The 12,365-nt window shown below is 69.1% G+C and carries 9 protein-coding genes and 1 pseudogene; 8 read left to right on the forward strand and 2 right to left on the reverse strand.

The features are described 5' to 3' along the window. The first annotated feature begins 28 nt into the window (after positions 1-28). Positions 29-1,936, forward strand: a complete 1,908-nt coding sequence (locus JF781_RS09640; protein WP_225329963.1) for an ABC transporter family substrate-binding protein — start codon at positions 29-31, stop codon at positions 1,934-1,936. Here JF781_RS09640 and JF781_RS09645 read toward each other — a convergent pair. Continuing rightward, on the reverse strand, positions 1,933-2,544 hold the full coding sequence (locus JF781_RS09645; RefSeq protein WP_225329960.1) for a TetR/AcrR family transcriptional regulator: 612 nt from the start codon (positions 2,542-2,544) through the stop codon (positions 1,933-1,935). The two genes, JF781_RS09640 and JF781_RS09645, sit on opposite strands and share 4 nt — an antisense overlap. 56 nt (positions 2,545-2,600) lie before the next feature. Here JF781_RS09645 and mshB point away from each other — a divergent pair, with 56 nt between their 5' ends. From mshB to JF781_RS09665, 4 genes and pseudogenes are all read left to right on the forward strand, one after another. Beyond that, on the forward strand, positions 2,601-3,506 hold the full coding sequence (gene mshB / locus JF781_RS09650; protein WP_225329959.1) for an N-acetyl-1-D-myo-inositol-2-amino-2-deoxy-alpha-D-glucopyranoside deacetylase: 906 nt from the start codon (positions 2,601-2,603) through the stop codon (positions 3,504-3,506). A 91-nt stretch (positions 3,507-3,597) separates the two neighbouring features. Further along, positions 3,598-4,059, forward strand: coding sequence for a hypothetical protein (locus tag JF781_RS09655; RefSeq protein ID WP_225329958.1), 462 nt, complete (start codon positions 3,598-3,600; stop codon positions 4,057-4,059). A 117-nt stretch (positions 4,060-4,176) separates the two neighbouring features. Then, positions 4,177-6,819 carry a bifunctional FO biosynthesis protein CofGH gene (locus JF781_RS09660; RefSeq protein ID WP_374109684.1) on the forward strand — a complete coding sequence of 881 codons (2,643 nt, stop codon included), beginning with the start codon at positions 4,177-4,179 and terminating at the stop codon, positions 6,817-6,819. 38 nt (positions 6,820-6,857) lie between these two features. Further along, a pseudogene (locus JF781_RS09665) lies at positions 6,858-7,630 on the forward strand (hypothetical protein). Positions 7,631-7,654: 24 nt separating this feature from the next. Here JF781_RS09665 and JF781_RS09670 read toward each other — a convergent pair. After that, the gene (locus JF781_RS09670; RefSeq protein ID WP_008254522.1) at positions 7,655-7,987 is read right to left on the reverse strand and encodes a hemophore-related protein; all 333 of its coding nucleotides are present in this window, start codon (positions 7,985-7,987) and stop codon (positions 7,655-7,657) included. Positions 7,988-8,360: 373 nt separating this feature from the next. On the opposite strand from JF781_RS09670, the gene fdxA reads away from it, so the two are divergent. From fdxA to JF781_RS09685, 3 genes are all read left to right on the forward strand, one after another. Further along, the gene (fdxA, locus tag JF781_RS09675) at positions 8,361-8,687 is read left to right on the forward strand and encodes a ferredoxin (protein WP_007773662.1); all 327 of its coding nucleotides are present in this window, start codon (positions 8,361-8,363) and stop codon (positions 8,685-8,687) included. A 41-nt stretch (positions 8,688-8,728) separates the two neighbouring features. Then, positions 8,729-9,814, forward strand: a complete 1,086-nt coding sequence (gene dapC, locus JF781_RS09680; protein WP_225329961.1) for a succinyldiaminopimelate transaminase — start codon at positions 8,729-8,731, stop codon at positions 9,812-9,814. Between the two features lie 101 nt (positions 9,815-9,915). After that, a complete protein-coding gene (locus JF781_RS09685; protein WP_225329956.1) occupies positions 9,916-12,279 on the forward strand; it encodes an APC family permease in 2,364 nt (787 codons plus the stop codon). Positions 12,280-12,365: the final 86 nt, after the last annotated feature.

A 12,365-nucleotide genomic window follows, 5' to 3' on the forward strand; every position in this document is an offset into this window, starting at 1 on the left:
GGCCGCTGCGCGGCTGCTCGCTACCCTGATCAGCGTGCCGAGACGCGTCCGCCGCTTGTTCATGGTGCTCGGCGGCCTCGTCTCGTTGGTCGGGCTGGTGGTTTCGGCGTGTACGGTCAACCCGCCGCCGGCGCCGCAGAGCACCGATACGCCGCACAACTCGGTTCCGCCGCCGCCCCGGGTCAGCGAGATCATCATGGGCATCGACTCGATCGGCGCGGGCTTCAATCCGCACCTGTTGTCCGACCTGTCCCCGGTGAACGCGGCGATCAGCGCGTTGGTGTTGCCGAGCGCCTTTCGGCCGGTTCCGGACACCACCGCGCCCACGGGCTCACGCTGGGAGATGGACCCGACGCTGTTGGTGTCCGCCGACGTGACGAGCCAGAACCCGTTCACCGTGACCTACAAGATCCGGCCGGAGGCGCAGTGGACCGACAACGCCCCCATCGCCGCGGACGACTTCTGGTACCTGTGGCGCCAGATGGTCAGTCAGCCCGGAGTCGTCGACCCGGCCGGTTATGACCTCATCACCGGCGTGCAGTCGCTCGAGGGCGGCAAGCAGGCGGTGGTGACGTTCGCGCAGCCGTATCCGGCGTGGAAAGAGTTGTTCAGCAACATCCTTCCCGCGCACATCGTCAAGGACGTGCCCGGCGGATTCGCGGCCGGGCTGGCCCGGGCGCTTCCGGTCACGGGTGGGCAGTTCCGCGTGGAAAGCATCGACCCCCAGCGCGACGAGATCCTGGTCGCCCGCAACGACCGCTACTGGGGGCCGCCGGCCAAACCCGCGCTCATCCTCTTCCGGCGCGCCGGGGCGCCCGCCGCGCTGGCCGACTCCGTGCGCAACGGCGACACCCAGGTGGCGCAGGTCCACGGCGGCTCGGCGGCCTTCGCGCAGCTGTCCGCCATTCCCGACGTCCGGACCGCGCGGATCGTGACGCCGCGGGTCATGCAGCTCACGCTGCGCGCGACCGAGCCCAAACTGTCTGACACGCAAGTCCGTAAGGCGATCCTGGGGTTGCTCGACGTCGACCTGCTCGCCGCCGTCGGCGCGGGCAGCGACAATACGGTCACCCTGGATCAGGCCCAGATCCGCGCGCCGAGCGATCCCGGCTACGAGCCGACCGCGCCGCCGGCGATGACGACGGCGGCCGCGCTGACCCTGCTGCAGGGGGCCGGATACCGGGTCGAACCCAATGCCTCGGCGTCACCCGCGCCGACCCCGGCGAACACCGGGCCGCCCGAGGTCATCCGGGGCCGGATCAGTAAGGACGGCCAACAGCTGTCGCTGGCGATCGGGGTGGCGGCCAATGACCCGACCGCGGTGGCGGTGGCCAACACCGCCGCCGACCAGTTGCGCAACGTCGGCATCGCCGCGACGGTGCTGGCGCTGGACCCCGTCACCCTCTACCGCGACGCGCTGAACGACAGCCGCGTGGATGCGATCGTCGGCTGGCACCAGGCGGGTGGAAACCTGGCGACCCGCCTCGCTTCCCGCTACGGCTGTCCCGCGCTGCAATCGACCCAGGTCCCGGCCACCGGGGAGGCGACGCCGGCCTCGTCGGCTCCCGCCGGGCCCGCGCCGTCCACCGGGCCGGGCACCACGACCGCCCCCACCTCGACACTGCCGACGTCCGCACCGCCGCCCAGCCGGCCCGCGGATCCCAACGCTTTGGTGCAGGCGCCGTCGAACTTCACCGGGATCTGCGATCGCAGCATCCAGTCGAACATCGATGCCGCCCTCAACGGCACCAAGAGCATCAACGACGTCATCACCGCGGTCGAACCGCGGCTGTGGAACATGTCCACGGTGTTGCCGATCCTGCAGGACACCACGATCGTCGCGGCCGCACCGAGCGTGCAGAACGTCAGCCTGTCCGGCGCCGTTCCGGTCGGCATCGTGGGCGACGCCGGCCAGTGGATCAAAACCGGGCCCTAAGCGGTCGGCCGCGAGGCCCGCGGCGGGATCACGGTGTCGACGATGAGCGCCAGCTCCCGCCGGTTCGGCGCCGACCCGTTCAGCAGGAAGTGCTGGTTGATCAACGCCGGCCCGATGCGCGCGGTCAGCGGTGTGATCGTCGTCGGATCGAGGTCACCGTCTGCCACGGCGGCCTGCAGGATCGATTCCACGATCCGCAGGCGCGGCCGCACCACGGCGTCGGCGAAAATGGTCCGCATTTCCGGTTCGTGCAAGAGCTGATGGATGACGTCCAAGCCGGGAAAGGCGGTCTTTCCGGCCAGCAGGTCGCGCTGGGCGGTGAACATCGCCAGCAAGTTCTCCCGGGCCGAACGACCCGAACGCAGCTCGGGCAGCGGCGGCAGCGCGAAAACCAAAGCGGCGTGCACCAGCTCGCACTTGGTGTCCCAGCGGCGGTAAAGCGCGGCCTTGCCGGTGTGGGCGCGCGCCGCGATCCCCTCCATGGTCAGGCCCCCGTACCCGACTTCGGTCAGTTCGGCCAGGGTGGCCTCGTAGAGGGCGCGTTCGAGGACCTCGCCTCGCCGGCGGCTTCGGCTGCCGGTCTGGTCTGCGTCCGTGAGCTGAGGCATTTTTCGATAGTAGCCGTGCGCGTTCCTATCTGCTGCGTGTCGGTAGGGTGCCGTCCATGCCTGAGACGCCGCGGCTGTTGTTCGTCCACGCACATCCCGACGACGAAAGCCTCGGCACCGGCGCCACCATCGCCCACTACTCCGCCCGCGGCGCGGACGTCCGCGTCGTCACCTGCACGCTGGGCGAGGAGGGCGAGGTGATCGGCGATCGGTGGGCCGAGCTCGCCGTCGATCGCGCCGACCAACTCGGCGGCTACCGCATCGGCGAATTGACCGCCGCGTTGCGTGCGCTGGGGGTCGACGGCCCCAGCTATCTCGGCGGCGCCGGCCGGTGGCGCGATTCGGGCATGCGCGGCACCCCCACGCGGCACCGGCAACGCTTCATCGACGCCGACGAGCGCGAGAGCGTCGGCGCGCTGGTGGCCCTCATTCGCGAGCAGCGCCCCCACGTCGTCGTCACCTACGATCCCGCCGGCGGCTATGGGCATCCCGATCACGTGCATGCGCACACGGTGACCACGGCCGCCGTCGCCGCGGCGGCCGGCGCTTCCGAGTTTCCCGGCGAGCCGTGGGCCGTGCCGAAGTTCTACTGGTCGGTCTTTTCCACCCGGGCATTCGAGGCGGGCCTGGCCGCGCTGACGCCCGAGGACCTGCTGCCGGAATGGTCGCTCCCGTCGGAGGAGGGGTTCACGTTCGGATACGACGACGGCGACATCGACGCCGTCGTCGAGACCGGCGCGGATGCCCTGGACGCCAAACGGGCGGCGCTCGCGGCGCACGCCACCCAGGTGGTCGTCGGGCCCACCGGCCGCGCGTGCGCCCTGTCCAACAACGTGGCGCTGCCGATCGTGGGGCATGAGCATTACGTCCTGGCCGCCGGCGATGCGGGGGAGCGCGACGGGCGTGGCTGGGAGACCGATCTGCTCGCAGGGCTCGATCTCAGCGCGGCCAGCACGCGGTAGGCTCCAAACAGGCAGCCACGGAAGGAATTCGCATGGACCCCGACCTGGACCCTAATCAGCAGCACTGGCAGGACCGGCTCGACAGCCTGCAGTGGGTTATCGGCTCGATACTCTCCAACATCGACAGCGTTCCGACCTGACCGACATCCAGCCACGCGTCGCCTCCGTTGAAGACAGCGGCGCAACAGACCCCGCGATTCGTTTCGTTGTCCTGTCCCTCTTGGCGGTCGATGGGGTTCTTTCCGCACTAGCCGGGGCCCTGCTGCTGCCTTTCTATATCGGGACGGTTCCGTTTCCCCTCAGCGGATTGATTTCCGGGCTGGTCAACGCGGCCCTGGTGTGGGCCGCGGGGCGATGGGCCCGGTCCCCCCGGGTGGCGGCACTGCCGCTGTGGACGTGGCTGCTGACGGTGGCGGTGATCAGCCTGGGCGGACCGGCCGACGACGTCATCCTGGGCGGTCGCGGCCTGATGGCCTACGCGGCCCTGCTGCTGCTGGTGCTCGGGGTGGTGCCGCCGGTCTGGGTGCTGTGGCGGCGCGGCCACAGCGGCTGATCTTGGCCTGCGCCGAGCGATCGTTTCGGCCGGGATGTCGCCCGCTTGTGCCCACGGGCATGGCGCTACTGTTGACTGTTGCCCATACGGGACCCGCCGCGGGTGCCACGATTTCACATGTTGGGACGCACGGATGAAATTCGATCGTGGGGAAGTTACACCAAGGTGCTGTTGACTCCGGGCGAGGAGCCTACCGCTTTGCCTGATCCACAGATTCCGGCGAAGGCCAGTGCGTCGAAGGCCGACGCGTCGGCGCTGCGACGGGTATTGCGGCGGGCGCGGGATGGCGTTGCGCTGAACATCGACGAGGCCGCGGTGGCGATGACCGCGCGCGGCGCGGATCTGGCCGACCTGTGCGCCAGCGCGGCCCGGGTGCGCGACGCGGGCCTGGAGTCGGCCGGACGGCGCGGCCCCGGCGGCCGGCTGCCGATCACCTACTCCCGCAAGGTCTTTATCCCGGTCACCCACCTGTGCCGCGACAACTGCCATTACTGCACGTTCGTCACCGTGCCGGGCAAGCTGCGCGCCGAGGGCGCCGGCATGTACCTCGAGCCCGACGAGATACTCGACATCGCCCGCCGTGGCGGCGAACTTGGTTGCAAGGAAGCACTATTCACGCTCGGGGACCGTCCCGAGGATCGCTGGCCGGAGGCGCGCGAGTGGCTCGGTCAACGAGGCTACGATTCGACGCTGTCCTACGTGCGGGCGATGGCGATCCGGGTGCTCGAGGAAACCGGGTTGCTGCCGCACTTGAACCCCGGTGTGATGAGCTGGTCGGAAATGGCGCGGCTCAAGCCGGTGGCGCCGTCGATGGGCATGATGCTCGAGACGACCTCGCGGCGGCTGTTCGAAACGAAAGGGCTTGCGCACTACGGCAGCCCGGACAAAGACCCGGCGGTCCGGTTGCGCGCGTTGACCGACGCGGGACGGCTGTCGATTCCGTTCACCACCGGGCTGCTGGTCGGCATCGGCGAGACACTGGAAGAACGCGCCGACACCTTGCACGCGATTCGCAAGTCGCACAAGGAGTTCGGTCATGTGCAAGAAGTGATCGTGCAGAATTTCCGGGCCAAGGAACACACCGCCATGGCCGCGGTTCCCGACGCCGGCATCGAGGATTACCTGGCGACGGTGGCGGTGGCGCGGCTGGTGCTCGGCCCCGGCATGCGTATCCAGGCGCCGCCGAACCTGGTCTCGCGCGAGGAGTGCCTGGCGCTGGTCGGCGCCGGAGTCGACGACTGGGGCGGTGTCTCGCCGCTGACGCCCGACCACGTCAACCCGGAGCGGCCGTGGCCGGCCCTGGACGAATTGGCCGCCGTCACCGCCGAAGCCGGTTACGAGCTGGTCCAGCGGTTGACCGCGCAGCCCAAATACGTGCAAGGGGGCGCGGCCTGGATCGACCCGCGGGTGTCCGGACATGTGCAGGCGCTGGCCGATCCGGCCACCGGTCTGGCCCGCGACGTCAACCCGGTGGGGCTGCCGTGGCAGGAGCCCGACGACGTCGGTTCGGTGGGCCGGGTCGACCTCAACGCCGCGATCGACAGCGAGGGCCGTAACACCGAAACCCGCAGCGACATCGAGAGCGCCTTCGGCGACTGGGAATCGATCCGCGCGCACGTCCACGAACTCGCCGCGCAGGGCGCCAGCGCGCCAGAACGCCTGGACACCGACGTGCTTGCCGCGCTGCGCTCCGCCGAACGCGATCCCGCCGGCTGCAGCGACAACGAATACCTGTCACTGGCCACCGCCGACGGTCCCGCGCTGGAAGCCGTTGCCGCACTGGCGGATTCGTTACGCCGTGACACGGTCGGTGACGACGTGACGTTCGTCGTCAACCGCAACATCAACTTCACCAACATCTGCTACACCGGGTGCCGGTTCTGTGCGTTCGCGCAGCGCAAGGGCGACGCCGACGCGTATTCGCTGTCCACCGACGAGGTCGCCGACCGCGCCTGGGAGGCGCACGTCGAAGGCGCCACCGAGGTGTGCATGCAGGGCGGCATCGACCCCGAGCTGCCCGTCACCGGTTACGCCGACCTGGTCCGCGCCGTCAAGGCGCGGGTGCCGTCGATGCACGTGCACGCGTTCTCTCCGATGGAGATCGCCAACGGGGTGACCAAGAGCGGGTTGAGCGTGCGCGAGTGGCTCACCAGTTTGCGCGAAGCGGGCCTGGACACCATCCCCGGCACCGCCGCCGAGATCCTCGACGACGAAGTGCGCTGGGTGCTGACCAAGGGCAAGCTGCCGACCTCGATGTGGATCGAGATCGTCACCGCCGCGCACGAGGTGGGGCTGCGGTCGTCGTCGACCATGATGTACGGCCACGTGGACAGCCCGCGGCACTGGGTCGGCCACCTCAACGTGCTGCGCGACATCCAGGACCGCACCGGCGGTTTCACCGAGTTCGTGCCGTTGCCGTTCGTGCACCAGAGCTCGCCGCTGTACCTGGCCGGCGCGGCCCGGCCCGGGCCCACCCACCGCGACAACCGGGCCGTACACGCGCTGGCGCGAATCATGTTGCACGGCCGCATCTCCCAGATCCAGACCAGCTGGGTCAAGCTCGGTGTCGAGCGCACGCAGGTGATGCTCAACGGCGGCGCCAACGACCTGGGCGGCACGCTGATGGAGGAGACCATCTCGCGGATGGCCGGCTCGGAATACGGGTCGGCCAAGACGGTGGCCGAACTGACCGCGATCGCCGAAGGCATCGGGCGACCGGCGCGCCAGCGCACCACCGACTACACGCCGTTGGCCGCGTAGCCGCTTGCCGGTCAGGCGCGGCGGGTATACCCGACGCCGTGACGCGACGAGTTGACGAAGACCGATTCCCGGAGTGGCGGCCGTTCGTGGATGCCGTGCAACGGCACGGCCCGGACGCCGGCACCTGGTGTGAGGCCTGGACGGTGCGCGACTCGCTTTCGTAGGTCGTCCTCGGCCTGGAAACGCCGAAGAACTCGCGCGAGTGCTCGGCGGCCACCTGGCCGGTCAGCCGGTGGCCACCCGCGGGTTCGAGGAGCGCGAGGGTCCGCTGCGCGCCTTGAACGACGCGGACCTGTGGGACGCGCTGCTAGACCGGATGGCCACCCTCGGTGACGTCGCGGCGGCGGCCGAAGGAGCGCCCGCCGACACCGACGTCGCCTGGACCGGCCGCACCATGAAGGTGCCGTGGTTCGCCGAGCACATGCGCGAAGAGCTCGTCCTGCACAGCTGGGACATCACCGGCGACGAACCGGCCGCCCAGGCCCGGCTGGCCGAGCCATGGATGACCACGCACAGCGTCGTCGCGGTCGGCAAGCCGCTGTTGGCGAAGGGGGCCAGGCTGCTGAACCCAGGTGAGCGCATCGAGGCTCGCCTGCGGGCCGAGGGCACCGACGACGTCGTCCTGACCGCCGATCCGGATCAGGTCACCATCGGATTCGCCGAGCCGGACGGCCCGGCCACCCTGGACACCGACGCGGCCGCGCGCGTGCTGCTCCTGTGGGGGCGCAGGCCCGCCGACCCGTCACGCATTCGCAGCCGCGTCGGGCCGGAGACCCTGGGACGGGTGCGCCGCCTGCTCGGCGGCTACTGAACCGCTTCGTACGAAGCGATCGGCTCAGTAGTTGTTACAGGTGACCGCGACCTGGTTGATGGTGTTGTAGTACTTCTGCGCCGCCGGCATGGCCTGGATCTGCTGGGCCATCTGCTCGCGCTTGGGCGGCGGCGCGGCCAGGAAGTTGCGGATGTAGGACTGCGCCACCGGCGACGAGTTCAACTGCTGGGCAGCTGCCGGGTCGGTCGCGTTGAGCGCCGCAATCACCTGTCCGTAGTTGCAGGTGGTGTTGATGATCGCGTCCGTGGGGTCGGCGGATGCGATCCCGGCCGCGGCGGTCAACGCCACTGCCGCGCTGCCAACCGCAACGCCCAATTTGCTCAACGACACCCTCATGTGTGGACACCTTCCCCAGTTAATGCACCGCTCTTACGGCGAAAAAATCTGCCCAGCGGTTGCCGTCCTTCGGTTGAGATTACCAGGCCCCGCGAGCGTGCCGGCAACGCAACAGATATCGAAGCCTACCGCCCGGCCGTAACTCTGTGCAGGTCAGCGCGTTGTGCGCCATGTTCGCCCTCGGCGAAAGGGGGGCCGCGCGCGGGGTCCGAGACTGTCAGTCTTAAATCGGTATTTCGACAGGCGCGCCAAATGGTTGACCTGTATCTGCAACGTCTAGTATCAGTAACCGAAAGCTTCACCGGAAGAGGACGGACGCGCCGGTGCGAGCTGAACCGCAGCCCACGTTGAGTAGTACATGGAGGAGACGTCTGTGACGTACACGATCGCCGAACCCTGTGTCGACATCAAGGACAAGGCCTGTATCGAGGAGTGCCCGGTCGACTGCATTTACGAAGGCGCCCGGATGCTCTACATCCACCCCGACGAGTGTGTGGACTGCGGCGCATGCGAGCCGGTCTGCCCCGTCGAAGCGATCTACTACGAAGACGACGTGCCGGACCAGTGGAGCCAGTACACGCAGATCAACGCCGACTTCTTCGCCGAGCTGGGATCGCCCGGCGGCGCGGCCAAGGTCGGCATGACCGAGAACGACCCGCAGGTGGTCAAGGATCTGCCGCCGCAGGGCGAAGGCGACTGAGCGGCCCGGTGCCACACCAGCTCAAGAAGCGCCGGCCGGCCGTGTCGGCGTCCCTGCCGGAATTCCCCTGGGACACGCTGGCCGACGCGAAAGCGCGGGCCGGCGCCCACCCCGACGGGATCGTCGACCTCTCCGTCGGCACGCCGGTCGACCCGGTGGCCCCGGTAATCTCCGACGCGCTGGCCGCGGCCGGTTCGGCGTCTGGCTATCCGGCGACCGCGGGCACCGCCCGGCTGCGCGAGGCGGCGGTCGCCGCCCTGGCCCGCCGCTTCGGCGTCACCGGGCTGGCCGAGGCGGACGTGCTCCCGGTGATCGGCAGCAAGGAGCTCATCGCGTGGCTGCCGACATTGTTGGGTCTGGGCTCCGCGGACACGATCGTGGTGCCCGAGCTGGCCTACCCGACCTATGACGTCGGGGCGCGGCTGGCCGGGGCGCGGGTCCTGCGGGCGGATTCGCTGACCCAGCTGGGCCCGCAATCGCCGACGCTGTACTACCTGAACTCCCCGAGCAATCCGACCGGGCGGGTGCTGGGCGTCGACCACCTGCGCAAAGTGGTCGGTTGGGCCCGCGACCGGGGCTGTCTGGTGGCCTCCGACGAGTGCTACCTCGGACTGGGCTGGGACGCTCAGCCGCTGTCGATCCTGCATCCCTCGGTCTGCGACGGCGACCACACCGGGCTGCTCGCGATCCATTCCCTGTCGAAGAGCTCGTCGCTGGCCGGGTATCGGGCCGGCTTCGTCGCCGGCGATTCCGATCTCATCGCCGAGCTGCTCGCCGTGCGCAAGCACGCCGGGATGATGGTGCCGACGCCGGTGCAGGCGGCCATGGTGGCCGCCCTGGATGACGACGCCCACGAGCTGCAACAGCGGCAGCGCTACGAGCGGCGCCGGGCCGCCCTGTTGCCGGCCCTGCGTGCGGCCGGCTTCACCGTCGACTATTCCGAAGCCGGCCTTTACCTCTGGGTCACCCGCGGCGAGCCCTGCCACGACAGCGTCGCCTGGCTGGCGCAGCGCGGCGTCCTGGTGGCCCCCGGCGATTTCTACGGCCCGCGCGGCGCACAGCACGTGCGCGTTGCGCTGACGGCCACCGATGAGCGGATCGACGCGGCGGTACGCCGGCTCGCCTAACTGCGCCCGGTGACGCTGTGCGCCGCCCCCGACGCGGTCCGAACGTGCACAATGCTTCGGAGGCGTTTCACGTTCTTGAACCTCGGGTAAGGACGGTGCTTGTGACCAGTTCGACCGGCAAGCTGCGCATCCCGCTCTCGGTCGGGGACGTCGCCAGGCGCGTGTTCCTCGGTAAGCCGCTGATCACCGAGGACATCGCGGCCGAGAAGTTGTCCAATGGCGTTGCGCTCGGGGCGCTTTCACCTGATGCGGTGTCATCGGTCGCCTACGGTCCCGAGCAGATCCTGATCGAACTGTTGCCGCACGCCGGGTTGGCGGCGTTCCTGCTGTTGCTTCCCATCACCGGCGTCATCCTGTTCATCCTGGTGTTGGTGGCCGCGTCGTACCGGCAGGTGGTGATGGCCTACACCCGGGCCGGCGGCTCCTACATCGTCGCGCGCGACAACTTCGGCCCCCGCGTCGCGCAGATCGCCGCCGCGGCGCTGCTGATCGACTACGTGGTGACCGTCGCGGTGCAATCGGCGGCGGGGACGGTCGCGGTGGTGTCGGCGATCCCCGCATTGGGTCCCTACAGCTTGGCGATCACGGTCGGCGTGGTGCTCATCATCTGCTACGCGAACCTGCGGGGATTGCGGGAAGCGGGAATGCCGTTCGCGGTGGCGACCTACTCCTTCATCGCCATGGTCGGCCTGACCATCCTGGTCGGCGTCGTCCGCGCAATCGGCGGGGGTTTGCCGGTCTACGACCCGGCGCACACGGCCGGCACCGTGCCGGTTCATCAGGGCAACGGATTGGTGCTGGGCGCAACGATTCTGGTGTTGTTGCGCGCTTTCGCCAACGGAGGCTCGTCGCTGACCGGTGTCGAGGCCATCTCCAACACGGTCGACTACTTCCGAAAGCCCCAGGGCCGCAACGCCCGCCGGGTGCTCACCGCGATGGCCTGCATTCTGGGCTTCCTGCTCGCCGGTGTCGCCTACCTGGCCCACGCCACCCATGCCACGCCGTATCTGACCGAATATCCGTCGGTGTTGTCGCAGATCGGTCGCGCCGTCTACGGCAACGGCACGCTCGGTGACGTGTTCTACGTCCTGGTCCAGGCCTCGACGGCGGCCATCCTGTTCACCGGCGCGAACACCAGCTTCAACGGCTTCCCGGCCTTGGCCAGCTTCGTCGCCGAGGACCGCTTCCTGCCGCGGCAGCTGACGAAACGCGGTCACCGCCTGGTGTTCTCGAACGGGATCATCACGCTGACGGCGCTGTCGGTGGCCCTGCTGGTGGTGACCGGCGGCTCGGTCAACGCGCTGGTTCCCTTCTACGCGATCGGCGTGTTCACCGGATTCTCGATGGCCGGCTACGGCATGACCAAACACCACCTGACGCATCGTGAACCGGGCTGGCGGCGCCGGCTGGCGATCAACCTGTCCGCGGCGATCCTCTCGACGATCGTGGTGGGCATCTTCGCGGTGGCGAAGTTCACCGAGGGCGCCTGGTTGGTGGTGGTCGTGTTCCCGCTGTTGGTGTTCGTGCTGACGCGGCTGAACCGCGAATACCGCGCCGAGGCAGCCATTCTCGAGATGTTCCGCACCGATCGCCCCGAATTGGTGAAGTACGCGCGGCACAAGGTGCTGGTGTTCGTCGACTCGGTCGACCTGGCGGTGATCGAAGCCTTGCGTTACGGCCGCGGCCTGCGGGCCGACGAGCTGGTCGCCGTGCACTTCATGGTCGACCCGGCCCACGCCGCGCAACTGCGAAATCGTTGGGACCACTTCGGTCTCGACACCCCGCTGCGGATCGTGGACTGTCCCGACCGGCGGATCAGCAGGTCTGCGCAGCTGCTGGTCGCCAAGGCGCGCGACGAGCATCCGAACACCAACGTGACGGTCCTCCTGCCGCGCCGGACGTTCGCGCGGCTGTTGGGGCGGCTGTTGCACGACCGGACCGCGGACAAGGTCGCCCGGGCCGTCAGCCTCATCCCGGACGCCGCGGCGACGATCGTTCCCTATGACGTGGAATCGCGGATCAGGGAGGCCTACCCGGACTCATTCGAACAGCGCATCGGGCAGGAGATCGACAAGATCCAGGCCTGGGTCTCCCAGGACGAGGACCAGTCGGTGGAGGCCTACGAACACCCCGAACGGCCGTCGTCGGTGATCATGGTGGCCGGCCTGATCTCCGGGCAACGCGCGACCGTCGAAGGACGCGTCAGCGAGGTCGAAGACGTCGCCGAACGCGGACGAACCCGACGACAGATCGTCGTGGGGGACAGCAGCGGCGAGCTCACCGTGACGTTCCGTCCCGGCCGCGGGGGTGCGGACATCCAGCCCGGTCAGCTCTTGCGAATCAGCGGCAAAGCCCGCCAGGTCGGCCATCGTTCCCTGTCGATGGTCGATCCGGCATATCAGGTCATCGAGGATCCGGCGAAGGACGCCGAGTCCGGGGCGACGGAACAAGCCGACCAGTCTTAGGGCCTCCCGCCGACTCATGTGACGCGCGCGCGGTGTGAAACACCGTGAAAGGCAGGGCATTTCGACATCCCGGCCCCGGCGCACCC

It is taken from the genome of Mycobacterium sp. WUMAC-067 (assembly GCF_020217485.1).
Classification (GTDB): domain Bacteria; phylum Actinomycetota; class Actinomycetes; order Mycobacteriales; family Mycobacteriaceae; genus Mycobacterium.